At 73.4% G+C, this 26,228-nt stretch carries 22 protein-coding genes; 10 read left to right on the forward strand and 12 right to left on the reverse strand.

Going from position 1 to position 26,228, the window contains the following annotated elements:
- Positions 1-46: 46 nt before the first annotated feature.
- The gene (locus GA0070214_RS26845) at positions 47-568 is read right to left on the reverse strand and encodes a DUF488 domain-containing protein (protein WP_091269296.1); all 522 of its coding nucleotides are present in this window, start codon (positions 566-568) and stop codon (positions 47-49) included.
- A 110-nt stretch (positions 569-678) separates the two neighbouring features.
- Between GA0070214_RS26845 and GA0070214_RS26850 the strand changes: the two genes are divergently transcribed.
- Positions 679-1,635, forward strand: a complete 957-nt coding sequence (locus GA0070214_RS26850; RefSeq protein WP_244167869.1) for an endonuclease domain-containing protein — start codon at positions 679-681, stop codon at positions 1,633-1,635.
- Positions 1,636-1,695: 60 nt separating this feature from the next.
- Here GA0070214_RS26850 and GA0070214_RS26855 read toward each other — a convergent pair whose 3' ends face one another.
- A complete protein-coding gene (locus GA0070214_RS26855) occupies positions 1,696-4,560 on the reverse strand; it encodes a glycoside hydrolase family 9 protein (RefSeq protein ID WP_091269297.1) in 2,865 nt (954 codons plus the stop codon).
- A 294-nt stretch (positions 4,561-4,854) separates the two neighbouring features.
- Between GA0070214_RS26855 and GA0070214_RS26860 the strand changes: the two genes are divergently transcribed.
- The 3 genes from GA0070214_RS26860 to GA0070214_RS26870 all read left to right on the forward strand — a co-directional run bounded on the left by GA0070214_RS26860 (position 4,855) and on the right by GA0070214_RS26870 (position 8,088).
- Complete coding sequence (locus GA0070214_RS26860) at positions 4,855-5,631, forward strand: LPXTG cell wall anchor domain-containing protein (RefSeq protein WP_139141912.1); 777 nt, start codon at positions 4,855-4,857, stop codon at positions 5,629-5,631.
- 99 nt (positions 5,632-5,730) lie between these two features.
- Positions 5,731-6,255, forward strand: a complete 525-nt coding sequence (locus tag GA0070214_RS26865) for an isochorismatase family protein (protein WP_091269299.1) — start codon at positions 5,731-5,733, stop codon at positions 6,253-6,255.
- A 267-nt stretch (positions 6,256-6,522) separates the two neighbouring features.
- Positions 6,523-8,088 carry an aldehyde dehydrogenase family protein gene (locus GA0070214_RS26870; protein WP_091269300.1) on the forward strand — a complete coding sequence of 522 codons (1,566 nt, stop codon included), beginning with the start codon at positions 6,523-6,525 and terminating at the stop codon, positions 8,086-8,088.
- A 51-nt stretch (positions 8,089-8,139) separates the two neighbouring features.
- Here GA0070214_RS26870 and GA0070214_RS26875 read toward each other — a convergent pair whose 3' ends face one another.
- Positions 8,140-9,219: a GNAT family N-acetyltransferase gene (locus tag GA0070214_RS26875; RefSeq protein WP_091269301.1), complete on the reverse strand. Its 1,080-nt coding sequence runs from the start codon at positions 9,217-9,219 to the stop codon at positions 8,140-8,142.
- Positions 9,220-9,299: 80 nt separating this feature from the next.
- Positions 9,300-10,004, reverse strand: a complete 705-nt coding sequence (locus GA0070214_RS26880) for an ACT domain-containing protein (RefSeq protein ID WP_091269302.1) — start codon at positions 10,002-10,004, stop codon at positions 9,300-9,302.
- 149 nt (positions 10,005-10,153) lie between these two features.
- On the opposite strand from GA0070214_RS26880, the gene GA0070214_RS26885 reads away from it, so the two are divergent.
- Positions 10,154-11,227: a phosphotransferase family protein gene (locus tag GA0070214_RS26885; protein WP_091269303.1), complete on the forward strand. Its 1,074-nt coding sequence runs from the start codon at positions 10,154-10,156 to the stop codon at positions 11,225-11,227.
- Positions 11,227-12,438 (forward strand): acyl-CoA dehydrogenase family protein, encoded by a 1,212-nt coding sequence (locus tag GA0070214_RS26890; RefSeq protein WP_091269304.1) that lies wholly within the window; start codon positions 11,227-11,229, stop codon positions 12,436-12,438. Before GA0070214_RS26885 ends, GA0070214_RS26890 begins: the two co-directional genes overlap by 1 nt.
- 5 nt (positions 12,439-12,443) lie before the next feature.
- Here GA0070214_RS26890 and GA0070214_RS26895 read toward each other — a convergent pair whose 3' ends face one another.
- From GA0070214_RS26895 to GA0070214_RS26920, 6 genes are all read right to left on the reverse strand, one after another.
- The gene (locus tag GA0070214_RS26895) at positions 12,444-13,490 is read right to left on the reverse strand and encodes a LacI family DNA-binding transcriptional regulator (RefSeq protein WP_091269305.1); all 1,047 of its coding nucleotides are present in this window, start codon (positions 13,488-13,490) and stop codon (positions 12,444-12,446) included.
- 82 nt (positions 13,491-13,572) lie between these two features.
- Positions 13,573-15,006, reverse strand: coding sequence for a GH1 family beta-glucosidase (locus tag GA0070214_RS26900; RefSeq protein ID WP_091269306.1), 1,434 nt, complete (start codon positions 15,004-15,006; stop codon positions 13,573-13,575).
- Positions 15,003-15,860: a carbohydrate ABC transporter permease gene (locus GA0070214_RS26905; RefSeq protein WP_244167874.1), complete on the reverse strand. Its 858-nt coding sequence runs from the start codon at positions 15,858-15,860 to the stop codon at positions 15,003-15,005. The genes GA0070214_RS26900 and GA0070214_RS26905 overlap by 4 nt, the downstream gene beginning before the upstream one ends.
- Positions 15,861-15,901: 41 nt before the next feature.
- Positions 15,902-16,885, reverse strand: a complete 984-nt coding sequence (locus tag GA0070214_RS26910; RefSeq protein WP_091269308.1) for a carbohydrate ABC transporter permease — start codon at positions 16,883-16,885, stop codon at positions 15,902-15,904.
- Between the two features lie 129 nt (positions 16,886-17,014).
- A complete protein-coding gene (locus GA0070214_RS26915) occupies positions 17,015-18,325 on the reverse strand; it encodes an extracellular solute-binding protein (RefSeq protein WP_091269309.1) in 1,311 nt (436 codons plus the stop codon).
- Between the two features lie 240 nt (positions 18,326-18,565).
- On the reverse strand, positions 18,566-19,111 hold the full coding sequence (locus GA0070214_RS26920) for a plasmid pRiA4b ORF-3 family protein (protein ID WP_091269310.1): 546 nt from the start codon (positions 19,109-19,111) through the stop codon (positions 18,566-18,568).
- Positions 19,112-19,261: 150 nt separating this feature from the next.
- On the opposite strand from GA0070214_RS26920, the gene GA0070214_RS26925 reads away from it, so the two are divergent.
- Positions 19,262-20,047, forward strand: a complete 786-nt coding sequence (locus GA0070214_RS26925; RefSeq protein ID WP_091269311.1) for a pyrimidine reductase family protein — start codon at positions 19,262-19,264, stop codon at positions 20,045-20,047.
- Between the two features lie 79 nt (positions 20,048-20,126).
- On the opposite strand, the gene GA0070214_RS26930 is transcribed toward GA0070214_RS26925, so the two are convergent.
- On the reverse strand, positions 20,127-21,158 hold the full coding sequence (locus GA0070214_RS26930; RefSeq protein WP_244167870.1) for a sigma-70 family RNA polymerase sigma factor: 1,032 nt from the start codon (positions 21,156-21,158) through the stop codon (positions 20,127-20,129).
- Between the two features lie 70 nt (positions 21,159-21,228).
- Between GA0070214_RS26930 and GA0070214_RS26935 the strand changes: the two genes are divergently transcribed.
- Complete coding sequence (locus GA0070214_RS26935) at positions 21,229-22,062, forward strand: alpha/beta fold hydrolase (protein ID WP_091269313.1); 834 nt, start codon at positions 21,229-21,231, stop codon at positions 22,060-22,062.
- Between the two features lie 121 nt (positions 22,063-22,183).
- A complete protein-coding gene (locus GA0070214_RS26940) occupies positions 22,184-22,594 on the forward strand; it encodes a DUF7144 family membrane protein (protein WP_091269314.1) in 411 nt (136 codons plus the stop codon).
- Between the two features lie 9 nt (positions 22,595-22,603).
- On the opposite strand, the gene GA0070214_RS26945 is transcribed toward GA0070214_RS26940, so the two are convergent.
- Positions 22,604-24,256 (reverse strand): lipase family protein, encoded by a 1,653-nt coding sequence (locus tag GA0070214_RS26945; protein ID WP_377462438.1) that lies wholly within the window; start codon positions 24,254-24,256, stop codon positions 22,604-22,606.
- A gap of 218 nt (positions 24,257-24,474) precedes the next feature.
- Between GA0070214_RS26945 and GA0070214_RS26950 the strand changes: the two genes are divergently transcribed.
- Positions 24,475-26,223 carry an ATP-binding protein gene (locus tag GA0070214_RS26950; protein WP_091269316.1) on the forward strand — a complete coding sequence of 583 codons (1,749 nt, stop codon included), beginning with the start codon at positions 24,475-24,477 and terminating at the stop codon, positions 26,221-26,223.
- The last annotated feature ends 5 nt before the right edge of the window (positions 26,224-26,228 follow it).

Here is a 26,228-nt window from a genome sequence, read left to right on the forward strand (position 1 = left end):
TCTGACCGGGCGTTTCGGCTGGTGAGAGCGCCGTCCGACCACTGCGTCAGCCGTCCCAGAGCAGGTGGCCGTCGGGGAGGCGGCGGGCCCCCTCGGCGGGGCGGTGCGGGCTGCGCCGGCCGTCGGGCATGAGGTGCGCCACCGGCACCCCGCGACCGAGCACCGCCACGTCGGCGATCAGCCGCCGGTGGCAGCGCCACCACACGCTCTCGCTGCACATCGCGGCGGTGCTCCGGTCGGCGGCGTCGGCGAGCACCGCGTCCAGCGCCGCGTCGAACTCCGGCGTGCGGGTGTGGGCGGCGTAGGCCCGGAAGGCCGGGACGGTCCACCAGGTGTCCGGCTCCGGTTCTCCGGCCGGCACGTGCCGGCGGCCGCCCAGCCGGGGCTCCCACCGGTAGCCGATCCCCCGCTCGGGGAGCCAGCGTTCCAGTTCCTCGCGGCGGACGTCCGGGTTGGTCCGGCTGGCCGGGTACCGCCGCACGTCCACGACGAGCGCCACCCCGGCGCCGGCCAGCAGCGCCCCCAACCGCTCGCGATCGGCGGCCCCGTGCCCCACGGTCACCAACACGCCCCCAGGTTGCCCCGAATCTTGGACACTTACCGTTCGACGCGAACAACAAGCGTCCAAGATCTGTGGACGGGGCGGTGTGGCCGCACCGTCGGGCGGAGACTCGGCGGGTGGTGAGGGTGCTGCCCGCCGACGAGGCGGAGCCGTTGGAGTGGCTGGCGTTCGAGCAGGCGGGGGTGCTGACCACCAGCCAGGCCTGCCGGCTGCTGACCGAGGGCGCGGTGCGCGGCATGGTCCGTTCGGGGTGCTGGCGCTCGCTGTGTCGCGGCATCCTGCTCACCGGCAACGGCCGACTGACCCGTGACCAGCAGTTGTGGGTCGCCGTCCTCGCCACCGGACCGCGAGCCGTGCTGGCCGGCGTCACCGCCGCCGCGGAGGCCGGTGTCCGGGGCCTCCCGCCGGAGCCGCTGCACGTGCTGGTGCCGGCCGATCGGCGGGTGCGGTCGCTGCCGCGCCGGCTCCCGATCGACATGCCCGGGATCGTGGTGCACCGCACCAGCGTGCTGCCCGAGGCGCACCTCCAGCTCGCCCGTCCGCCGCGGACCACGACCGCGCGGGCGGTGGTCGACGGCGCCAGCTGGGCTCGGAGCAGCCGGGAGGCTCAGCTCATCCTGGCCTCCGCCTGCCAGCAGCGCCGCGTGCTGCCGGAGGAGGTCGAGGCGGTGCTGGCCGTGCTGCCCCGGGCACCCCGACGCGGGCTGCTCCGGCGGACGGTGGCGGACATCGCGGGCGGGGCGCAGGCGCTGTCGGAGCTGGACTTCCTGGCACTGTGCCGGCGGCACCGACTGCCCCGCCCGGATCTGCAGGAACGCCGGGTGGACCAGTCCGGCCGGGCCCGCTGGCTGGACGCGTACTGGCGGGAGTGGCGGTTGCACGTGGAGGTCGACGGCGCGCATCACATGGAGGTGCGGCACTGGGTCGCCGACATGCAGCGGCAGAACGACGTGTGGACCAGTGGGGACCGGATCCTCCGCTTCCCGGCGTGGCTGGTTCGCACGCACCCTGCCGAGGTCGCCGAGTCGCTGCGCCGCGCCCTTCTGGCGGCCGGCTGGTGCCCAGCGAACTGAATCTTGGACAGTTGCCGTTCGAGACGAACGACAACTGTCCAAGATCGCGGAAGGAGGACTTCAGGAGGCGGTGCAGGGGGAACTGTTCAGGGTGAAGGTGGTGGGTTTCGGGTTGGCGCCGGTGTGGGTGCCGTTGAAGCCGAAGCTCGTCGACGCCCCCGGCGCCAGCGTGCCGTTGTAGGAGACGTTCGTGGCGGTCACCGCCGTGCCGGTCTGGGTGAAGTTCGCCGACCAGCCCTGGCCCACCTTCTGCCCGCTGCTCGGGAACGTGAAGCCGAGCGTCCAGCCGTTGATCGCGCTGGTCCCGGTGTTGGTGACGGTGATGTTCGCGGTGAACCCGGTGTCCCAGCTGCTGGTCGTCCAGGTCACCGCGCAGCCGCCCGCGGCCGGCGGGTCCGCGGTGGTGACGGTCAGCCCCGGCGAGGCCGCGGAGACGTTGCCGGCCGCGTCCAGGGCGACCACGGTGAAGGTGTACGCGGTGGCGGCGGTCAGCCCGGTGACCGCCAGCGTGGTCCCCGCGCTCGACCCGACCAGGACGTTCCCGGACCGGTAGACCCGGTAGCCGGTGACGCCCACGTTGTCGGTGGCCGGGCCCCAGGCGAGGGTGAGGCCGGTCGGGCCGATCGCCGAGGCGGTGGGCGTGCCCGGGGCGGTGGGCGGGGTGGTGTCCGGCGCCGGGGCGGCCGGGGTGGTCACGGTCAGGGCCGGCGAGGCCGCCGACCGGTTGCCGGCGCCGTCGCGGGCGCGCACGCTGAACTGGTACGTCCGCTCGGGCAGCAGCCCGGTCACCGCGAGGGTGGCGCCCGGGGCGTCGGTCAGCACGAGCGCGTCGCTGCCGGCCTGCGCCCGGGTGACCTCGTAGCCGGCCAGGCCGCTGCCGCCCGTGTCGGTGGAGGCGGGCCAGGTCAGGGTGAGGCCGGTGGCCGTGACGGCCGAGGCGACCGGGGTGCCGGGCACGGTCGGCGCGGTGGTGTCCGGGGTGGCGGGTCCGGGCTCCTCGCCCCACACCCGCACCCCGCCGGAATAGAGCGGCACCTTTCGGTTGGGCCCGGCGGCGGTCTGGTACGACGGGTCGTTGGTCGGGTCCCAGGTGCCGCCCTCCGGCACGCCGACCTTGAACTGCACCTCCATCCGGTGCTGCGACTGCCCGGCCGGCGCGATCGTCCAGCCGGTGCAGTCGACCTCGACGTACCAGATGTCGGCGGAGAACTGCCTCGCCGTGGTGGGCGACGGGCAGCCCTGGGTGTAGCCGGGGGTCACCTGCACGGGGCCGGTGCCGTCGGGGCGGAAGTAGTAGCGGAACTTCGCGGTGGTCAGCGCTCGCGCCGGGAAGGCCGACTTGTTGTAGATGATCGCCTTGAGCCCGGTGGCCCGGGGTTCGGCCTGCATCACCGTGGTCTCCACGGTCAGCTCGTCCAGGTCGGGCTGCTCGGCGGTCGGGAAGCCGGCGAGCGGGGTGCCGCCGTACTCGGTGACGAGCCGGGCCAGGGCGGAGGTGAAGCCGGCGTTGTAGTCGGTGGCGACCTCGTTCATGACGTAGTCGGAGCGGCTGTCGGTGTAGGCGTCGTTGGCCGAGGACGGCCCGCCGACCAGCGCGCCGTAGAGCACGTGCCGGGTCTCGGTGGGCACGGTCTGGCTGTCCCACCAGGAGCCGTGCGCGGTGCGGTGGTGCGGGTTCTTCGGCGCGTTCGCCCCGAAGCCGATCACGTAGCTGGAGTTGCGCGGATTCTCGCCGAGCGCGTAGTTGATCTGCCGGACGGCGAAGTCGTGGTAGCGGGCCTTGCGCGTGGCGTCACTCGTCCGGTCGCTGTAGACCAGCGCGGCGAAGGCGGTGTTGGCGGCGTAGCGCAGGGCGCCCCAGGAGTCGAGGACGGCCATGCCGCCGGGTGAGTAGTTCACGCGGGAGCCGTTGACGCCGACGGTCCACCAGTCGAGCCAGCGGTTGGCGTCGTCGACGTAGCGCTGCTTGCCGGTCAGGTTGGCCAGCAGCACGTACGTGCCGAACTGCTTGTTGTCCCAGGCGATGGTCCACTTGTAGGAGCGGGTGGTGGACTGCGGTTCGGTGCCGAGCCGGTCGTACTCGCTCTCCGCCTTGGCCAGGTAGGCGGCGTCGCCGGTGGCGCGGTAGAGCCAGACCGCGCCCCAGACCAGCTCGTCCTGCCACCCGCTCCAGGACCGGTAGAAGCTGGTCGCGTCGGTGATGCACTCGTGGTAGCTCTTCCGCACCGTGTCGGCGAAGGTGTAGAGCTGCTTCGCGTGGCCGAGCAGTTTGTCGGCGTAGGCGGCGTCGGTCGGGCGGAAGACCATCGACGAGGCGGCCATGGCAGCCGCCGTCTCCCCCGCCAGGTCCGCGCCGCCGCAGCTCGCATCGATCCTGTACGCGGGCCGCGCCATGGGCAGCACCTCGGCCGGTCCCCACCACTTGTGGTCGTCGTCGCCCCTGCCGACCTGTCCGTAGAGGACGTTCGGCGCCGGATGCGCCTTGACGAACCAGTCGTTGACCCAGCGCAGGTTGTTCAGCAGGTGCGGGAGCTGGCCGGAGGCGGCGTAGCCGTCCCGGTACTCGACCGCGCCCCAGGCCAGCATGGTGGCGCTGAACGCCATGGGGAAGCCGAACTTCACGTGGTCACCGGCGTCGTACCAGCCGCCGGTGAGGTCGAGGCCGACGTCCGCGCCGTCGGTGAGCGCGGAGTCGCCCCGCCAGGAGACCCGGTTCCAGGCCGGCTTCCTCCCGGACTGCTGCGCCTCGTAGAAGAACAGCGACTTCTGCAGCGCCTCGGCGTAGTTGAACGCGGGCGCGGCGGTGGCGGGCGCGGGCGGCGGGACGCCGACGGCGGTGGCCAGGCCGGCGGCCAGCGCGGCGCCGGCGGCGAGCAGCCGGCGGAACCGGGAGGGGCCACGAGGGGGCGGGGTCGGACGGGGCATGGCGAGCTCCTGTGGGTGCCGGTGGTGGGGTGGGTGGTCGAGGGCGCGGGAGCGCTCCCATGGATAGTCGACAATGTAATGTCGCCGTCGCCGGTTGTGAAGACGGCGCCCGCGCCGGGGTGGGCGAAGCGTCGAGCGACCCTTCCGCGTTACGCCGACACGCCTGGAAGGTGGCCCCGATTTCGTCCGCCTGCGGCAGCATCCTCGCAGCTCAGGCCGTTCGTCCGATGTCGCCAGACGGGTGTCGGTATGCGATCATGTGCCGTCCCCTCTCCCGATCTCGGAGGATTCCTCATGCCACAGCGTCGGCACGTGGCGCGCGCGGCCCTCACCGCAGCCGCCGCCACGGCCATGCTCGGGCTGGTGGCCGCCCCCGCCTGGGCCACCGGCAACCCGCACAACCCCAAGGGCGACAACGGCACCGTCAAGATCGACGGCGCGCCCTTCTCCGACAAGGTCGACAACCAGCCGCACGTCACCTGCGAGTTCGAGCTGGAGTTCTTCAACTTCGACCAGGACCAGAAGGCGAACATCACCCTCTGGGCGCAGGCGCCGTCGGCCACGCCGAAGGACAAGGTCGTCTGGTCGAAGAAGAACGTCGTGATCAGCACCGACCCGGCCTCCGGCGCGGAGAACGACCACGACGAGGTCATCAAGCTCTCGTCGAAGGACCTCGACCTGACCGGGCTGAGCCTGCACCCGAAGCAGGGCTACCACCTCAAGCTCGACGTGGACCTGACCGACGGCAGGTCCTCCGACGCGAAGCACAAGGTCTTCTGGCTGACCCCGTGCGAGACGTCGGCGAGCCCGACCCCGACGACCCCGGGCGAGGAGACGCCGACCCCGACGCCGGGCGGCTCGGAGAACCCGTCCGAGAACCCGTCGGGCACCCCGGCGCCCGGCACCTCGGCCGGTGGCGGCCAGGGCGGCGGCAGCGGCACCGAGGGCGGCCTGCCGCTCACCGGCGTTGCCGCGACCAGCATCTCGCTGACCGGTCTCGCCCTGATCGGCGGCGGTGTCCTGCTGATGGCGCTGCGGCGCCGCCGGGACCGGATCACCTTCACGAGTTGAGCCGGACAACGGCGCGGAGCCGGCCGTCGGACCCCGGTCCGGCGGCCGGTTCCGCCGTTCGGGGCCACCGCGGCGACCCCGCCTCGATATGATCTTGGGGTGGACGCTCTCGACCCGACCCGCACCGCCGTCGTCCTGATCGACCTCCAGCGGCGCATCGTGGACCTGCCGACCGCCCCGCACACCGGCCCGGAGGTGGTCGCGCGCTGCCTCGCCCTCGCCGAGGCGGGCCGCGCCGCCGGCGCCACCGTCGTGGTGGTGCGGGCCGACCGGCCCGGCCCCGATCCGCAGCCGCCCGGCAGTGAACTGCTGCCCGAGGTGGCGCCCCGCGACGGCGACCTGGCGGTGATCAAGCACAGCTGGGGCGCCTTCCACGAGACCGGGCTCGACGCCACGTTGCGGGCGCGCGGGGTCGACACCCTGGTGATCGGCGGGATCGCCACCAACTTCGGCGTGGAGCAGACGGCCCGGATCGGCGAGGAGATCGGCTACCGGGTGGTGCTGCCGCACGACGCCATGTCCGGGCTGGACGCGTACGCCCACGAGTTCGCCGTCGACTATGTCTTCCGCCGGCTCGGCACCGTCTGCACGACCGACGAGGCGATCGCCGCGCTGCGGGGTTGAACCGGCCGACGGCGTGATCCGTACTGACGGGTAACCCGGTCGACGCCGCCCGGAGCTGAATCACATCATCGAAGCACTTCTATACCCTTCCCGCGTACCCCCAGGTCAAGCTGGTGCCGGTCGGGCCGCGACGTGTCGCGGTGGCGGGACGGGCGTCCTGGCATACGAGCGTACGGTTGCCCGCCCGCTCGGCCGCGCGGGACAGTACGCGACACCAGCGGTGCCATCGACGCCGCCGCTCCCCCGGACAACCCTGAGGAGATCGCGATGGCTCTCAGACTCGCCGACGGCACCTCCTGGTCCGACACCCTCGCCCGCGCGGTGGCCGCCACCCCGGAGGCCTTCGGCACCGCGCCCGACGGCATCGCCACCCTGCACAACCTGGTCGAGGGCGGGTGGCGGGCGGTCGGCTCGCCTACCCCGGTACACACCCCGGTCGACAACACCGTGCTGGTCAATCTGGCCCGGCTCGACGCCGAGGCGGCACGCGCCGCGGTCGCGCACGCCGCCACCGCGCACCGGGAGTGGGCGCAGACCCCGCTCGCCGAGCGCAAGGCCCGGGTCGACGACGCCCTGGACGCGCTGACCGCCCACCGGGACCTGCTCGCCCTGCTGCTGGTCTGGGAGATCGGCAAGCCGTGGCGGCTGGCCTGCGCCGACGTCGACCGCGCGCTGGACGGCGTGCGCTGGTACGTGCAGGAGATCGACCGGATGCTCGCCGACGGCCGCGAGCCGCTGCCGGGCCCGGTCAGCAACATCGCCTCGTGGAACTACCCGATGAGCGTGCTCGTGCACGCCGAGCTGGTGCAGTTGCTCGCCGGCAACGCGGTGATCGCCAAGACCCCGTCCCAGGGCGGGGCGGTCTGCCTCACCGTGGCGCACGCGCTGATGCGCCGCGCCGGGCTGCCCGCGACCCTGCTCTCCGGCAGCGGCGAGGAACTCTCCGAGGTGCTGGTGCGCGCACCGGAGATCGGTGCGGTGGCGTTCGTGGGCGGGCGCTCCAACGGCGGCAAGGTGGCCGCGGCGCTGCTCGACTCCGACAAGCGGCACTTCATCGAGCAGGAGGGGCTCAACGCCTGGGGCATCTGGAACTTCTCCCAGTGGGACCTGCTCGCCGCGCATCTGAAGAAGGGCTTCGAGTACGGCAAGCAGCGGTGCACCGCGTACCCGCGGTTCGTGGTGCAGCGCGACCTGGTCGACGAGTTCCTCGACATGTACCTGCCGGTGGTGCGCTCCGTCCGGTTCGGACACCCGCTGGCCGTGGCGGACGACTGGTCGGCCGGTGACCCGCTGCCCGAGCTGGACTTCGGCCCGCTGATCAGCGCGGCCAAGGCCGAGGAGCTGCGCCGCAAGGTCGACGAGGCGGTCCGCGGCGGGGCGGTGCCGCTGCACCGGGGCAAGCTCGACGGCGCGCCCTTCCTCGACGGGCAGGACACCTCCGCGTACGTGGCGCCCGCGGTGCTGCTGGCCCCGCCCGGGCGGTCCCGGCTCATGCACGCCGAGCCGTTCGGCCCGGTGGACACCATCGTCGTGGTGGACACCACCGACGAGCTGCTGGCCCAGATGAACGCCTCCAACGGCGCCCTGGTCGCCTCCCTGGCCTGCGACGACGAGGAGCTGGCCGGCAAGCTGGCGGTCGACCTCCAGGCGTTCAAGGTGGGCATCAACAAGCCCCGCTCCCGGGGCGACCGGGAGGAGCCGTTCGGCGGCCGGGGCGCGTCCTGGAAGGGCGCGTTCGTCGGCGGCGACCTGCTGGTGCAGGCGGTCACCGTGGGCGGCGACGGCCGGCTCTACGGCAACTTCCCGGACTACAGCAGCTACCCGGCGACCTGACCGGGGCGGGCAGGGCCCCCGCACCGGGGGCCCTGCCGTTTCACCGTGGAGTCAGGACGACCGCCGCGCCCGCACGGTCACGTCGGCCGGCCGGGGCGGCACGGCCGGGCGGGAGGCCAGCGGCACCGTCACGGTCACCACGGCGCCGTCCCGCTCCACCGACGTGGGCCGGTCCAACCCGCGTACGGTGCGCAGCATCGGGGTGTTCTCGGCCTGCACGTGCAGCAGCACGGCCGCGTAGCCGGCCCGGTCGGCGTGCCCGAGCAGGCGCCGCAGCAGGGCCGAGCCGAGGCCACGGCGCTGCCAGTCGTCCCGCACCAGCAGCGCCGCCTCGGCCTCGTCCCCCTCGCCCAGCAGGTTGGCCATCGCCACCACGGGCCCGGCGGACCCGCCGGTCGAGGCGAGCAGGGTCAGCCCCCGGGCCGGTTCGAGCAGCCGCCGCAGCCGGGCCGGCGCCGGGTGCCCCGCCCCGCTCAGGTAGCGCCGCCGCAGGCTCCGGTCCGAGCACCCCGTGTGCAGCTCCAGCACGCCCGGCAGGTCGTCGGCGGTGGCCGGCCGCACGGGCACCTCGGCCGTGTCCGGCAGCACCAGGGTGACCCGGTCGACGTCCCGGCGGGCCACCGTGGCGGCCAGCTCGACCAGGGCCTGGGCGCGGGCGTACTCGGCCGGGGTGAAGCTCGGCTCCCGCCGGCGCAGCTCGTACGAGCCGCCGGTCGGATCGGCCAGCAGCATCGTGGTGTCGTCGACCCCGCCGGGCTGGGCGGCCGGTGTCGGCCGCCAGGTCACCGCGTCCGCGCCGAGCAGCACGCGCAGTGTCTCGCCGGCCGCGTCCGGGTCCCGGACCAGCCGGCCGGCCAGGCCGAGCACCCGGGTGGGCTGGTCGGCCAGACCGCGCGCCTCGCTGCGCGCGACCCAGCAGTTCCGGCCCCGCCCCCGTTCGACGGCCGCCCGCAGGTCGGCCTCGGTGAGCCGGTCGGGCGCGTCGACCAGGAAGTCGTCGACCGCGCCCAGCTCGGTGGTGTGGACCTGCACGGTGAGGATGTTGACCCCACGCAACGCGAGGCTCGCCGTGAGCACCGACAGGTAGCCCGGCCGGTCGTCCACGGTGGCACGGATCCGCCACAGCGCCATGGTTCGCTCCCTTCCTCACCACCGACCCTGCCGGGTGCCTGTTGCGCCCCCGTTGCCCACGGGTGAAACGGCGGGACCGGTCAGGTGATGGTGGTCACGGGCGGGGCGCCGACCAGGTCCAGCCGGTCGCCGAGGATCACCGCGCTCGCCCGGACCAGCTGGGCGAGCCGGTCCACCTCGGTCGAGTGGAACGCGGCCGCGGCGAGCGGCTCGCTGCGGTCGCGCGCCACCACGAGCACCAGGCCGGCCCGGCCGAACGGCGCGACCGCGTAGTGGTGGCCGTCGGGCGTGGTCAGCGACCGGGCGCGCAGCGGGGTCACCTCCGGGAGCCGGGGCGGGACCGGGGCGCGCCAGCTCGCGTGGCCGACCGTCGCCCCGCCGGCGCCGCCGCCGCGCGCGGCCCAGTCCAGCGGTACGACCGCGGCCACCGCCCAGTCCGCGGCGAGCAGCCCGGGCACCGCGTCGACCAGCGTGGCGACCCCGTCGGCCGGGTTCGCCGCGATCTGGGCGAGCAGTTCGGCGTCCTGGCCCGTGGTGGTGGGCGCGCCGATCGCCCGCCACACCCCGTCCACCCGGACGCCCGGGATCGCGGCCAGGCCGGCGAGCAGGCGCTCCACCCGCGCCGCACCCGGCCAGACCACGGTGAAGTCGTCCACCGCCCGGCCGCCGAGCCGTTCCAGCACCACCACCTGGACGATGTCGGCGCCGGAGACGCCGAGCGTCCGGGCCACCTGGCCGAGCGTGCCCGGCCGGTCCGGCAGGGTCACCCGCACTCTCAGCAGCATGTCTGGTCCCTCCGCTCGGCGGGCCGGCCGTCGCGGCCGGCAGGCTGGGCCCAGCCTGCCGGTTGACCATTTCGCCCCCGTTGCAGCGGCATGTCCCGCCGGGAACATCCCACCTTGACAACAAAGCTGAGCTGCCATCAACTAACCGGATGACCGATCCGGCCGTCGACGCACCCCAGACCCCGACCGGTTCGGCCCCACGGGGGCTCGACCTCGACCGGCTGGCCGCGTACCTGGCCGTGCACCGGCCGGAGCTGGCCGGGCCGCTCTCCGCCCGGCTGATCGCCGGGGGCAAGTCCAACCTCACCTACCTGCTGCGCGCCGGCGACCGCGAGGTGGTGCTGCGCCGGCCGCCGCTCGGGCACGTGCTGGCCACCGCGCACGACATGACCCGGGAGTTCCGGGTGATCTCCGCGCTGGCCCCCACCGCGGTGCCGGTCCCCGAGGCGCTGCTGCTCTGCGCCGACGCCGACGTGCTCGGCGCGCCGTTCTACCTCATGGAGAGGGTCGACGGCGAGGTCTACCGGCGGCGGGAACAGACCGACGCGCTCACCGCCGGCCAGCGGCGCGACCTGGCCATGGCGATGATGGACACCCTCGCCGGGCTGCACATGGTCGAGCCGGCCGCCGTCGGGCTGGCCGACTTCGGCCGTCCCGACGGCTACCTGGCCCGGCAGGTCCGCCGCTGGGCCGGCCAGCTCGACCGCTCCCGCAGCCGCCCGCTGCCCGGCATCGACGAGCTGCGTGACGCGCTCGCCGGCAGCGTCCCGGAGGGCGCCAACGCCGGGCGGATCGTGCACGGCGACTACCGGCTGGACAACCTGCTCGCCGCGGTCGAGCCGGTGGCGGTGCGGGCGGTGCTCGACTGGGAGATGGCCACCCTGGGCGACCCCCTCGCCGACCTGGGGCTGCTGCTCACCTACTGGGACGTGCTGGGCGACAGCGACAGCGCCGAGGGGAACCCGGTCGCCGACGGCATCGGCCCGCGGGCCGGCTTCCCCACCGGCGCCGAGCTGATCGACCGGTACGCCGGCCGCAGCGACGTCGACGTCGGGCCGCTGCACTGGCACGTGGCGCTCGGCTGTTTCAAGCTCGCGGTGATCTGCGAGGGCATCCACTACCGGCACACCCTCGGTCAGACGCTCGGTGGCGGGTTCGACCGGATCGGCGAGATGGTGGCGCCGCTGGTCGAGCACGGCCTGCGCGCCGTCAAGGGAAACTGATGGACTTCGCGTACGACGCCCGGACGGTCGAGCTGCGCGAGAAGCTCGAGGCGTTCCTCACCGAGTGCGTCCACCCGGCCGAGCCGGTGCACCACGAGCAGGTGCTCGCGGCCGGCGACCCGTGGGCCCGCCCGCCCGTGCTGGACGAGCTGAAGGCCGAGGCCCGCGCCCGCGGCCTGTGGAACCTCTTCCTGCCCGACCCGCGCTACGGCGCCGGGCTCACCAACCTCCAGTACGCCCCGCTGGCCGAGCTGACCGGGCGCAGCCCGCACCTGGCCCCGGAGGCGCTGAACTGCGCCGCCCCGGACACCGGCAACATGGAGCTGCTGGCCGAGTTCGGCTCCGACGCGCAGCGGGACCGCTGGCTCACGCCGCTGCTAACCGGCGAGATCCGGTCGGCGTTCTGCATGACCGAGCCGGAGGTGGCCTCCTCCGACGCCACCAACATCGCCACCCGCATCGTCCGGGACGGCGACGCGTACGTGGTCAACGGCCGCAAGTGGTGGTCGTCCGGTGCCATGGACCCGCGCTGCGAGATCTTCATCGTGATGGGCAGGACCGACCCGGGCTCCGACCGGCACCGCCAGCAGAGCATGATCCTGGTCCCCCGGGACACCCCGGGCGTGACGGTGCGCCGCGGGATGACGGTGTTCGGCTACAGCGACGCCCCGCACGGCGGGCACGCCGAGATCGACTTCACCGACGTGCGGGTGCCGGCGGAGAACCTGGTCGGCGCCGAGGGCAGCGGCTTCGCCATCGCCCAGGCCCGGCTCGGGCCGGGGCGGATCCACCACTGCATGCGCCTGATCGGCATGGCCGAGCGGGCCCTGGAGCTGCTCTGCCGGCGGGCCCTGACCCGGGTGGCTTTCGGCCGCCCGCTGGCCGAGCAGGGCGTGGTCCGGGAGTGGATCGCCGAGTCCCGGGTGCGCATCGAGCAGGCCCGGCTGTTGGTGCTCAAGACCGCCTGGCTCATGGACACGGTCGGCAACAAGGGCGCGCACACCGAGATCCAGGCCATCAAGATCGCCACCCCGGCGATGGCCGAGTGGGTGATCGACAAGGCCATCCAGGGGCACGGCGGGGCCGGCGTCAGCCAGGACACCCCGCTCGCGGCCCTCTGGGCGCAGGCCCGCACCCTCCGCCTGGCCGACGGCCCCGACGAGGTGCACCGGGCGTCCCTGGCGAAACGGGAACTGCGCCGCTGGTCCTGAGCGCCTCAGGCGGAGGCGCGGTGGATGAGCCTGGTGTCCAGCAGCACGTGCGGGCTGGGCAGCTCCTCACCGCGGATCCGGGAGACCAGCAGCCGGGCCATCTGCCGGCCCATCTCCTCGACCGGCTGGAAGACCGTGGTCAGCGGCGGCTCGGCCTGCCGGGCGATCGGGGCGTCGTCGAAGCCGACCACCGCCACGTCCTCGGGCACCCGGCGGCCCGCCTCGCGCAGCGCCCGGAGCGCGCCGAAGGCCATCAGGTCGGAGGCCACGAACACGGCGTCGAGGTCCGGGCAGACCTCCAGCAGCCGGCGCATGCAGGCGGTGCCGCTGCCCTCGCTGAAGTCCCCGTACGCGATGAGGTCCGGGTTGAGGTCGGCACCCGCGGCCCGGACCGCCTCCTTGTAGCCGGTCAGCCGGGCCAGGCCGGCGCCCATGTCCTGGGTGCCGGCGATGGTGGCGACCCGGCGCCGGCCCTGGGCGAAGAGGTGCTCCACGGCCTGCCGGGCGCCGCCGACGTTGTCCACGTCGACGAACCAGGCCGGCTGGGCGTTCGGGTGCAGCATCCGGGCCGGCCGCCCGCCGAGCACGGTGGGCAGGCCGCGCTCCTCCAGCAGGGTGGGCAGCGGGTCCGCGTCGTGCAGCGAGAGCAGCAGCACGCCGTCGACGTGCTGGTTGGTGAGGTGGTGCTCGACCCGTTCCCGCTCGATCTGCGACTGGGCCATGGCCAGCCAGAGCTGCATCGGGGTCTCCAGCAGCGCGGAGCTGACGCCCCGGACGATGCCGGCGAAGAACGGCTCGGTGAAGACGCGCTCCCCCGACTCGGAGACCACCAGCGCCACCGAGTCGGTCCGCTGGGTGACCAGCGCCCGGGCCGCCCGGTTGGGCACGTACCCCAGCTCGGCGATGGCCGCCTGGACGGCGGCCCGGGCCTCCGGGCTGACCTGCGGCGACCCGTTGACCACGCGGGAGACCGTGCCGCGCCCCACGCCGGCGCGGGCCGCGACCGCGTCGAGGGTCGGGCGCCCGAGCGACCGCGTGCGCTGCGTTGTCATCGTCTGTGCTCCTCCGACATCGGGCGGGCCCGGCACCTGTTGAGGCGCCGGCGCCGGGCCGCCCGTCACTGGCTGGCCCAGCCTATTGTGCGGCCAGGCCGTTTCGTCGGATCACATCGGCGTACCACCGCGCGCTGGACTTCGGGATCCGGGCCTGGCTGTCGTAGTCGACGTAGACCATGCCGAAGCGCTTCGTGTAGCCCCACGCCCACTCGAAGTTGTCCATGAGCGACCAGGCGAAGTAGCCCTTGAGCGGCACCCCGGCGCTGATCGCGGCGTGCGCGGCGCGCAGGTGCGCGTCGAAGTACGCCAGCCGGTCCGGGTCGTCGACCTGGCCGTCGGCCACCGCGTCGACGAACGCGGAGCCGTTCTCGGTGACGTAGAGCGGCAGGTCCGTGTAGTCGCGGTGGACCCGCTCCAGCGTCTCCACCAGGCCGGGGGCGTCGATCTCCCAGCCCATGTCGGTCACCGGGACCCCCCGCGTGACGAACCGGACGTCCGGGCTGCCCGGCCAGCACGAGGGCGCCCGCCAGTACGCCTCCGCCGCCCCGGTCTCCGCCGGCGCGGCGACCACGTACCGGCTGTAGTAGTTGACGCCCACCATGTCCAGCGGGGTCGAGATGACGGCCAGGTCACCGTCCCGGACGTGCCCGAAGTCGGTGACCTCACGCAGGTCGGCGGCGAGGTCCGCCGGGTACGCCCCGCGCAGCACCGGGTCGAGGAAGAACCGGTTGGCCAGCGCGTCGATCCGGCGGGCGGCGTCGGCGTCCGCCGGCGAGTCGGTGGCCGGGGTGACCGGGTAGAGGTTGACCGTGATACCGAGCTGCGCGTCCGGGCGGGACGCCCGCAGCGCCTGCACGGCCAGCCCGTGCCCGAGCATGAGGTGGTGCCCGGCCCGGACGGCGTCGGCCCCGTCCGACCGCCCGGGCGCGTGCACGCCGGAGCCGTAGCCGAGGAAGGCCGAGCACCACGGCTCGTTGAAGGTGGTGAAGTACTTCACCCGGTCGCCGAGGGCGTCGGCGACCAGCTGGGCGTAGTCGGCGAACCGGGCGGCCGTGTCCCGGGCCGGCCAGCCGCCCGCGTCCTCCAGCGGCTGCGGCAGGTCCCAGTGGTAGAGGGTCAGCCAGGGCTCGATGCCGTGACCCAGCAGCTCGTCCACCAGCCGCTGGTAGAAGTCCATCCCCTCCGGGTTGACCGCTCCGGCCCCACCGGGCTGCACCCGGGGCCAGGAGACGGAGAAGCGGTAGGACCTCAGCCCCAGCTCGGCCATCAGCCGCACGTCGTCGGGCATCCGGTGGTAGTGGTCGCAGGCCACGTCGCCGGTGTGGCCGGCCACCGTCCGCCCCTGGGTGTGGCTGAAGGTGTCCCAGATCGACGGGGTGCGGCCGCCCTCGGTCGCCGCGCCCTCGATCTGGTACGCGGCGGTCGCCGCGCCCCAGAGGAAGCCGGGCGGGAAGGTGGCTGCCGCGCCCTGGTCGAGGACTCCGACGGCGGGCGGGCGGGCTGGGTTGCTCACGACTTGACGGCGCCTTCCATGATTCCGCCGATGATCTGGCGGCCGAAGATGATGAACACGATCAACAGTGGCAGGGTCGCCAGCGCGGTGCCAGCGAAGAGTGCCACGTAATCCGTCTGGTACAGCCCGGACGAGAGGATCTTCAGGGAGTACTGCACCGTCGGGGTGTCCGGGGTGAGCACGATGAACGGCCAGAGGAACTCGTTCCAGGTCTGCATGAAGGTCAGCAGGCCGAGCACCGCGGCCGCCGGGCGCAGCGCGGGCAGCACCACGTTCCAGTAGATCCGCCAGGTGGAGCAGCCGTCGAGCCGGGCCGCCTCGATCAGCTCGTCGCTGATCGCGGACATCGCGTACTGCCGCATCATGAACACGCCGAAGCCCTGCACCAGGAACGGCACGATGACCGCCTGCAGGGTCCCCGTCCAGCCGAGTTCCACCATCATCAGGTAGAGCGGGATGACACCGAGCTGGGTCGGCACCATCATGGTCATGATGATGATCAGCAGCAGCGCGTTGCTGCCCCGGAACTTGAGCTTGGCGAAGGCGAATCCGGCCAGGCTGGAGAAGAAGATCACCGAGATGGTGACGACGGTCGACACGACGGCCGAGTTGACCAGACCGTAGACGAACGCGGCGTCCTCGTTGGCGAGCATCCGGTCGATGTTGGTGAACAGCTGGTCGCCGGGGGTCGGCGGCATCTCGTAGACCGCGCTGTTGTCCCGCGAGGCGATGATGAACGACCAGATGATCGGAAAGACCGACAGGACGCCGCCGAGGATGAGCGCGAGGTAGGTCAGCGGGCTGGCCTGCCAGAGCTGGGCGCCGGGCAGCCGACCGCGGCGGCGGGGCGGCACCGGAGGCGCGGCGACCGAGCGGGGAAGGGTCTGCGTGGTGGTCACTTCTTGTCCCCCTTCACCGACCGGCGTACCAGCACGAAGTTGATCAGCGCGAAGATGATGATCATCATGAAGAGCAGCCAGGACATCGCGGAGCCGTACCCGTACTCGGAGTTCCCGGTGAAGGTCTTCTCGTAGATGTACATGGCCAGGGTCTGGAACTGGTGGTCCACCCCGCCGCGGACCAGCCCGTTGCCGTACATCAGGGGCTCGGTGAAGATCTGGAAGCCACCGATGGTGGAGATGATGACCGTGAAGAGGATCGTCGGCCGGATCAGCGGCACGGTGATCGTCCAGAACTGCCGCCAGGTCGAGGCCCCGTCCAGCGACGCCGACTCGTACAGGTCCTTCGGGATGGCCTGCATGGCACCGAGGTAGATCAGCGCGTTGTAGCCGGTCCACCGCCAGTCGACCATGAAGGCGATGGCGAACCAGGAGGCGAAGCGGTTGTCCCGCCAGGCGATGGGGTCGAATCCCACCGTGCCGAGCAACCAGTTGATGAGGCCGTACCGGTCCGCGAAGATCAGCGCGAAGATGATGCCGACCGCGGCCACCGAGGTGATGTTGGGAATGACCACACCCATCCGCAGCAGCGTGCGTGCCTTCATCTGCCGGTTCAGCAGGTTGGCGAGCATCAGCGCCACGATGAGCTGCGGCACGGTGCTGAGCACGAAGATGCCGAGGGTGTTGTAGGCCGCGTTCCAGAACTGGGCGTCCTGCATCAGGACGCGGTAGTTCTCCAGCCCCGCGAACTCCTTGGTCCCGCTCAGCAGCTCGTAGTCGAAGAGCGAGACGTAGACCGTGTAGAGGACCGGGAAGAGGCCGAAGACCCCGAAGAGAACGAAGAACGGGGCGACGTACAGGTACGGGGAGTACTTGAGGTCCCAGCGGCCGAGCCGGTACGACCGGCGGCGGTGCAACGGGGCTGACGAGGGCGGCGAGGCGGCGGGCGGTGGTGGCACCGCGCCGACAGTAGAACTCATTGCAGGTCCTTCCGGGAGGTGGGACGGCGGCGACCTCACCGCGGCGCCCACACCCGTGGGGCGGGTGTGGGCGCCGCCGCCGAGCCCACGGGCAGCGGATCCCCGTGGGCTCGGCCGGTCACCGGCGACTCAGCTGGTCGCCTTCTTGGCCTCGTCCACCGCCTTCTTCCAGGCGGCGTCCGAACTGAGCCGGCCACGCTCGGCCGCCTGCATCTGCGGTTCGAAGATGGTCTCCCAGACCTGCTGGTGCTTGGCGCCGAGGAAGACCGGCTTCATGTTCTTGACGCTCTCCCCGAAGATCTTGCCGGTGGGCGCGCCGCTGAAGTACTCGCTCGTCTTGTCCTTGAACGCCGGGTCGTCGAGGCCGGCGATGTCGGACGGCATCGCGCCCGCCTCCTTGAACGCCGCCAGGTGGCCCTCCTTGCTGGTCAGGTACTTGGCCAGCTCGTACGCCTCCTTCGGGTGCTTGGTCTGCGCCGGAACGGCCAGGTAGGAGCCACCCCAGTTGCCGCCGCCACCGGGGATGGTGGCGATGTCCCACTTGCCGGAGTTCGCCGGGCCGGACTTCGGGGCGATGACGCCCTCGGTCATCCAGGCCGGGCAGGGGAGGGTGGCGAACGCGGAGTTCTTGAAAGCCCCGTCCCAGTCGGCGCTCCACCGCTGCGTCTTCGCGGTCAGCCCGTCCTTGGCCATCTGCAGGCCCAGGTCCCAGGTCTGCCGGATGACCGGGTTGGTGTCGCCGATGAACTTGTTGTCCTTGTCGAAGAAGAAGGTCTCCGAGTTCTGCATGACGTACGGCTGCATGAGGCTGGTCGCGCTGTCCAGCCAGGCGGCCTTGACCTTGCCGCTGGCCTTGAACTGCTTGCCCAGCGCGACGTAGTCCTGCCAGGTGCTCATCCGCTTCGAGACCTCGTCCCGGTCGGTGGGCAGACCGGCCTGCTGGAACAGGTCCTTGCGGTAGCACATGGCCAGGCCACCGACGTCGGTGCCGAGCCCGATCAGCTTCTTGCCGTCCGGCGTCATGGCGTTGTTCCACTTCCACTCGGGGAAGTTGGCCTTCAGCTCACCGGCGCCCAGGTCGAGCAGGTTGGCGAACTTGTCGGGGTTCTGGACGTACCCGAGCAGGACGCCCTCCTCCAGACCGACCACGTCGCCCGCGCCGCTGCCGGCGGCGAGCCACTGCACCAGCTTCGGCTGGAAGTCGCGCAGCTCGCCCATCTTCTGGTGCTCGACCTTGATGTTCGGGTGCGCCGCCTCGAAGTCCTTGATGGCCTGGTCGTAGCCGAAGTTCTGGAAGGTCTGCAGGACCAGCTTGACCTGACCGCCCTCGCCGGTCGACCCCTCGTCGTCCTTCTTGCTGCACCCGGCGCTGCCGAGCGCAACGCCCGCCGCGAGCACGGCGGCCGCAGCAATTCGGAGCCGGCGCCTCATGACGCTCATCCCTGACCCCTCTCAGGTGGGTGGTTCGTGTGGTGGTTTCTGACCGCGCCCGCCCGTCGGCCGGGCGGGTCGCGTGGTGAGGCTTTGGTTCTGGGACGCGCCGCGACGAGCGATGTGGCTTGGGACACGCCGGGAGCGCTCCCATGAGATTGCCGGGAGGTGTCAGGAGTGTCAATAGACCGGTGGGAGCGTTCCCAGATCGTTACCGCGTCGGCCCCCGGAGCACCGCCGCGGGCGCGGTCAGCAGAAGCGACGCAGCAGGGTGGTGGCCCGGTCGGCCGCGAAGAAGTCCGGCGCGAAACCGGGACCGGCCCACTCCCGCATCATCCGGTGCTCGGCGTGCCCGGGGTCGGCCAGCGCGGCCAGCAGGACGGCGTACCCCGCCGGGCCGCCGACGTCCTCCGGCGGGCAGGCCCGCTCCCCCTCGACGCAGGCCGGGTAGCGCTCGTCCGGGTCGGCCGTGCACACGTCCTCGACCACCAGGTCGTGCTCCCACCAGTCCCCGAAGTCGTAGGTGTAGCGGAACCGGTCGCCCTTGCCCACCACCGCGTCCAGCCGGACGTCCAGCTCGTCGCGCAGCGCCAGCTCGCCGTCCGGGTCCGGCTCACCGTACTGGCGGCCGTCGATGTCGAACGAGTGCAGGTGGCAGTCCCGCCAGCCCATCGCGTGCTGGACCACCCGGTGCAGCCGGTCCAGGGTGTAGCCGCCGGGGACCAGCACCCGCCGCCACACCGGCGGTCGGACCCCGGCGAGGGAGATCTTCAGTTGGAAGATCTGACGCGACATGCTGTCCCATCCTTCCCCGGCATAGGCTGCCCACATGATCTGCCGAGCGTGCCGGGAGCGGCGGCACGACGACTGTCCTGGTCGGAAGTGGTGCGACTGCCAGCACCGTACCCCCGAACCGACCCCTCCGGTCACCGGTCCGGCCGGCGAATGAGCGTCGGAACCCCGATCGAACGGATCTGGCCGGCGCCCGTCACCGGGCCGCTGACCGACCCGGAACTGACCGCGCTCTACGGTCGCGCCCCGCACCCCCACCTGCGGGTGAACTTCGTGGCCAGCGCCGACGGCGCGGTCACCCTGGACGGCTACTCGGCCGGGCTCTCCGGCGAGCCGGACAAGCGCGTCTTCGGCCTGCTGCGGATGCTCTGCGACGGGCTCGTGGTGGCCGCCGGCACGCTGCGGCACGAGGGCTACCGGGCGGTCCGGCTCGGCGAGACGCGCCGCGCCTGGCGCCGCGCGCAGGGCCTCGCCGAGTATCCGACCCTGGTGGTGGTCTCCGGCTCGCTGGACCTCGACCCGGCCCAGGCCTGCTTCGCCGACGCGCCGGTCCGGCCGCTGGTGCTCACCCGCGCGCACGCCGAGCCGCCACCCGGGCTGACCGAGGTGGCCGACCTCGTGCGCTGCGGCGCGGAGCGGGTCGACCTGGCCGCCGGCCTGGCCGAGCTGCGCCGGCGCGGGCTCGACCAGCTGCTCTGCGAGGGCGGCCCGCAACTGTTCGGCGCGCTCACCGCGGCCGACCTGGTGGACGAGCTGTGCCTGACCGTCGCGCCGCTGCTCGCCGGGGCCGGCCCGGGCCGGATCACCGCCGGGGCCGGCAGCGCGCCCCGGCACCTGCCGCTGCGCCACGTGCTGGCCGCCGCCGACGGCGTGCTGATGCTGCGCTACGCCCGCGACCCCGGCGCATCGCCGCCCGCCGGCGCCGCACCGGCCGCCTGACCGGAGGCCGCACCGAGAGGGGTACGCGGGCAGCCTCCCACGGCCGGCGCGGAGCGGGCGTGCCGACGCCTCCGCGGAGTCAGCGGGCCGGCGGCAGCGAGTCCGGCAGCCCGAAGGCCGTGACGTGCGCCGCGTCCACGAACGAGGTGATCCCGGCGATCCGGCCCTCCCGCAGCGTCAGCACGTTGACCGACCACGCGAGGTACGGGCCGGTCCCGGCCCGGCGCAGGTAGCTGGCGACGGCGGGCTGCCCGTTCGCGCCGGTCGGCACGTGCCGCCAGCTGCCACAGGCGCCGAGCGGCACCGCCCGGGCGAAGTCCCGCACCGCCGCGAGACCCCGGTACCAGTGCGGCATGGGCGGCATGGACCACGTGACGTCCTCGGTGAGCAGGGCGACCAGGGCGTCCGCGTCACCGTCCTCAAGGGCGGCGGTGTAGCCGGTGACGACCTCCCGCAGCCGGGCGTCGTCGAGCATGCGCAGGGTGCGCTGCTGGCTGGCGCCGGGAGCCCGCTCGGCGAGCACCCGGCGGGCCCGCGCGAGGGCCGAGTTCACCGACGTGGTCGAGGTGCCCAGCATGGCCCCGATCTCCGCCGCCGAGTAGCCGAGGACGTCGAAGAGCAGCAGCGCGGCCCGCTGGTTGCCGGGCAGGTACTGCACGGCGGCCACGAAGGCCAGCTCGACGGCCTCGCGCTGCTCGTAGCGGGCGCCCGGGGCGGCGGGGCCGGCGGCGAGGCCGGTGTCCGGATACGGGCCGAGCCAGGCGACGTCGTGGACCGGACCGCTGTCGGTCACGACCCGGTCGCTGGCTGGGCCGAGGTCGACCGGCAGGGCCCGCCGGGCGCGGCCGGCGATCGCGTCGAGGCAGACCCTCGTCGCCACGGTGTAGAGCCACGACCGCAGCGAACCGTGCCCCGCGAAGGTCGGCAACCCGCGCCACGCCCGCAGCAGCGCGTCCTGGAGGGCGTCGTCGGCGTCGTGGACCGAGCCGAGCATCCGGTAGCAGTGAGCGTGCAGCTCCCGGCGCAGCGGCGCGACGAGCGCCGTGAAGGTCGCCTCGTCGGCCGGCGGCCGCTCGGCGGATCCGGCGGCGGGCAGAGAACTGACGCTCACACCGACGATTCTGCCGCAGCAGCGCGGTCAGGAAGGTGAACGGCTCACCACCACGACTCCGGAGGACCCGATGAGCAGCATGTCGACCGCACCCGTCACCACCGGCACCCTGGCGGTGCCGGACGGGCGGCTGTACTACGAGGTACGCGGGCGCGGCCCGCTCGTGGCCCTGGTCGCCGCCCCGATGGACGCCGACGCCTTCGCCCCCCTTGCCGACCTGCTGGCCACGGAACACACCGTGCTGACCACCGACCCGCGCGGGATCCGCCGCAGCGTCCTGCACGACCCGCACCAGGACTCGACCCCCGAGCTGCGCGCCGACGACGTCGCCCGGCTCCTCGCCCACGTGGACGCGGGCCCGGCCGCCGTGCTCGGGTCCAGCGGCGGCGCGGTGACCGTCCTCGCCCTGGCCCAGGCGGCTCCCGCGCACGTGCACACGGTCGTCGCGCACGAACCGCCGCTGCTCGGCCTGCTGCCGGACCGGGCGGAACTCCTGGCGAGCGAGGACGACATGATCGCCACCTACCGCGCCGGGGACCGGCTCGGCGCCGGGCGCAAGTTCCTCGCCGCCGCGAACATCCACCTGCCCGAGGAGGTGGTCCTGGGCATGTTCGGCGGCGAGCCCGACCCGCAGGCGGCGGCCGACGAGCACTTCCAGTACCTGCACATGATCCGGGGGACGACCCGTTTCCGGCCCGACGTCGACGCCCTGCGCGACGGACCGGCCCGGGTCGTCGTCGGACTCGGCGAGCAGTCGACCGGCGAGGTCTGCGACCGGACCTCGCGGGCGCTCGCCGCGCCGCTGGGCACGGCGCCGACGATGTTCCCGGGCGGGCACCTCGGCTTCGCCGAGGACCCGCCGGCCTTCGCCGACCGGCTGCGCGAGGTGCTCGCCGGGAGCTGAGGCACGTCCCGACACGGCGGGGGCGCGGGTTCGACGCCCTGCGCGCCGGACCCCGCGCCCCGCCCGGTCGGGCTGCCGCGTCTCGCGAACCCGCCGGTGGCCAGCGCCGTAACCTCGGGGAATGAGCGCTCCGCAGGCCACCGGGACGGCGCCGGAGCAGACCCGCCGCCCGGCGCTCGCCGGTGGGCTGCTGGTCGCGACCGGCCTGAGCGACGTGCTGGCCGCGTACGGGATGATCCGGTCCGGGTCGTTCATCGTGCTGGGCGAGGAAGGCCTCTACCCGATCGACGTCACCGCCTGGTCCTGGCTGCACCTGGTGGCCGGGGTCGCGGTGGCGCTCGCCGGGCTGGTGGCGATCACCGGCCGGCGGGGCGCGGCCACCGTGGCGATCGGCTGTGCCGTGCCGGCGCTCGCCGTGGACCTGCTCCTGCTGCCGTACGCGCCGATCCGGTTGGTGCTGGTGGCCGCCCTCGACGTGGCGGCGATCCGGCTCCTGCTCCGGCACCGCCGGGCCACCGGCCGGGCGGGGTGAGGCCGCCGGTCAGCGGGGCTCGCAGATCCGGCCGGTGAAGGCGGGGTCGCCCTCCCGGTCCGCCGACCACACCGGGTTCAGAACCAGCGCGAGCGGTGGTGCCTGCCAGGCCGCGCCCAGCCGCTGGAGCAGCCGGTACTCGCGGCGCGGCTGGTCGACCGGGCGGCCGGCGAGGAAGTCCTCCACCCGGTCCTGAGCGAGCCGCTGGCCGATCAACCCGCCGTGCAGGGCGGGCATCTGGAACACCGGGATCCGGCTGTACTCGCCGGGCGGCGCCTCCGCCGCGCTGACCGTGGGCAGGAAGGCGATCATCCGGACCCCGGCCACCGGGCAGAGCGTGCGGTTGCGGTAGAACGGCGCGTTGACCAGCACCGACCGCACGAACGGCTCGTCCGGCCGGCTCTTCACCGTCCGGCCCAGGTTGGCCAGCCAGAAGATCCCGCGCAGCTCCCAGCCGGCGGCCACGCCCCAGCCGCTGTAACCCGGCGGCGGGTAGTAGGCCCGGCCGGGCTGGATGAGCGGGCTGAACAGCAGCACCGCCTCCACCGGCAGGGGCTGCGCCCACTTGTCCAGGTAGGTCCGCGCCACCATCGCCCCCTCGCTGAACCCGAGCAGGGCGATCGGCCGGCCGGTCCGGCGGTGCAGCTCGTCGACCTGAGCGGCGAGCAGCACCGCGCTGGAGTCCAGCGACTGGTGGGTCGCCTCGGGCCCGTACGGCAGCGGCCGGCCCTGCCGGTCGAGGCCCACGTAGGAGAAGCGCTCCACGCGGGGGTCGGCCGGTAGGCGACCGTTCCACTGCGAGTCGTGCCCGGCGATGGCGATCACGGCGTGCGGCACCCGGTCGGGCAGCCGCTCGGCGAGCACCCGGGGTCGCCACTCCGCCGGCGGTCCCGTCGCCAGGCCGACGAGCGTCTGCGAACCGACCGCGGCGGCCATGGTGAGGGCGATGGCCACCGGCGCGACCGGGGCCCGGGCCAGTCGGATCCGGGCGGGCAGCACGGCCGCCGACACGGTGCGCTGCCAGAGCAGGCCGTTGACCAGGCCGGCCAGTGCGGCCACCGGGACACCCCACCAGCCGGACGTGCTGGAGATGACCGCGCCGGCCACGGTGAGCACCACGAAGTTGAGCACCGACCAGCCGAGCAGCTCGATGGTGGGCAGGCCGCGCCACCAGTTCCGGACCACCCCGGCGCGCTGGAGGAACGGGGCGAGCACCAGCATCGGGGCGAGCGAGGCGAACAGGTAGAGCGAGAGCGCGACCGCCGAGAAGGCGACCGAGATCGCGGCCCACGGCGAGATGATGACCAGGGCGAGCGCCGCCACCTCCAGGTTCCGCCGGACCAGCCAGCCGAACGAGGGACGCGGCGCCCGCTCGGGCCACGCCAGCGCGGTCAGCCCGGCGGTCAGCAGGCCGCGGAAGACGGTGAGCACCACGAGCCCGAGCCCGAAGTTCCACCAGGAGTCGTGGTAGACGAGCAGCCAGCGCAGGTCGTGGAACGAGTCGTACGGCCAGACGGCGGTCACCTGGGGCGCCAGCCCCCGGGCGCCGTGGAAGTTGATGCCGACCAGCACCGCCTCCTCCAGGACCGGCGGCAGCACGGCGAGCAGCAGCAGCATCGCCGTCCGGCTCCGGACTGCCTCCACCGCCGCTCCTCGTGCCATCCGTCCTCCGGCCCCTTGCAGGATCTCCCGGGATCCGGCCCGGCGGTGCCGGAATGGCCGACCAGGGCGTACGGAGAGTCAGCGGGCGGCCCCGCTGCGCAGGGTCGGCGGAACGGCGAGGTGGCGTCCGCCGCGTCGCGTGGCAACCTGTCGCATCCCTCGGGCAGGATGCACGACGTGCGCCGCGAACGGGACGACCAGCCGACCGGAGACCGCCGATGACCGACGACCTGCTCGACGGCCCCGGCGACGGGGTCGGCCGGGTGCTCGGCACCGCCGACGCCACCCCGCTCACCTTCTGGACGGCGGTCGCCCCCGGCAGCTACCTCCAGCTCGACGACGTCGTGGTGACCCGCCGCGAGCTGCCCGACCGGGAGCCGGTCACCATCGCCGGGGTGGTCACCCAGGTGCGCGCCCGGCACGAGGGCGCGCAGTTCGACTCCGACGTGTTCGCCATCGCCGACGGCACCCTGCCCGCCCAGGTGCAGGAGGCTGCCGAGGTCACCACCACCCGCGTCGACCCGGAGTTCTACGTGCCGCCCACCCCCGGCGCCGTGGTGCACCGGGCCGAGGGCGACGCCCGGGCCCGGGCGCTGCACTTCGACCGGATGGAGCGGCGCATCCCCATGGGCATGGGCCGCGACGGCGTCCCGGTCTACCTCAACGCCGACTTCCTCGACGGCACCCGGGGCGCGCACGTCTCCATCTCCGGCATCTCGGGCGTGGCCACCAAGACCAGCTTCGCCACCTTCCTGCTCTACTCGGTCTTCCGCTCCGGGGTGCTGGGCGGCGACGCGGTCAACGCCAAGGCGCTCATCTTCAACGTCAAGGGCGAGGACCTGCTCTTCCTCGACCACCCCAACACCCGGCTCGACGACGCCACCCGGGCCGGCTACGCGAAGCTCGGGCTCGACGCCGGCGCCTTCCCCGACGTCCGGGTCCACGCCCCGCCGCGGGTCGGTGACTCCTCCGGCACGCCCGACGTGAGCAGCCGGCTCACCGGGGTGGACAGCTTCTACTGGACGCTGAGCGAGTTCTGCGCCGACCGCCTGCTGCCGTACGTCTTCGCCGACGCCGACGACGAGCGGCAGCAGTACACGATGGTGGTGCACTCGGTCGCCGCCCACCTGGCGAGACACGCCCAGCCCGCCGACGGCGGGGTGAGCATCGACGGGGTGCGGCTGGGCTCCTACGCCGACCTGGTCGACCACATCGTCGAGCAGCTCAACGACGACGAGACCCGGGGCGACTGGGCGGGGAGCGCGGTCGGCCTCGGCACGGTCAACGCGTTCGCCCGCCGGCTGATCGGCAGCAAGAAGGACCTGGGCCGGCTGATCCGGGGCGACCTGGCCACCCGGCGCCCGCACTCGATCAACACCGCCGAGTCCGCCCAGGTCACCGTGGTCGACCTGCACAACCTGCCGGACCGGGCGCAGCGCTTCGTGGTCGGCGTGACGCTCAAGAGCGAGTTCGAGCGCAAGGAGAAGGCGGGCACCGCGAAACCGCTGCTCTTCGTCGTCCTCGACGAGCTCAACAAGTACGCCCCCCGGGAGGGTTCCTCCCCCATCAAGGAGGTGCTGCTCGACATCGCCGAGCGGGGCCGCTCGCTCGGGGTGATCCTGGTCGGCGCCCAGCAGACCGCCAGCGAGGTGGAGCGGCGGATCGTCACCAACTCGGCGATCCGGGTCGTCGGCCGGCTCGACCCGGCCGAGGCGTCCCGCCCGGAATACGGCTTCCTGCCGCCCGCCCAGCGGCAGCGCGCGCTGCTGGCCAAGCCGGGCACCATGTTCGTCAACCAGCCCGACATCCCGGTCCCGCTCTGCCTGGAGTTCCCCTTCCCGGCCTGGGCCACCCGGGTCTCCGAGGCCGGCCGGGCGCCCTCGGAGACGCTGCGCTCGATAACCCAGGCGGCCGACCCGTTCGCGGTGGTCGGCTCGGGCACCTCCGACGACGACATCCCGTTCTAGAGGGC

The organism is Micromonospora chaiyaphumensis (assembly GCF_900091435.1).
GTDB classification, from domain to species: Bacteria; Actinomycetota; Actinomycetes; order Mycobacteriales; family Micromonosporaceae; genus Micromonospora; species Micromonospora chaiyaphumensis.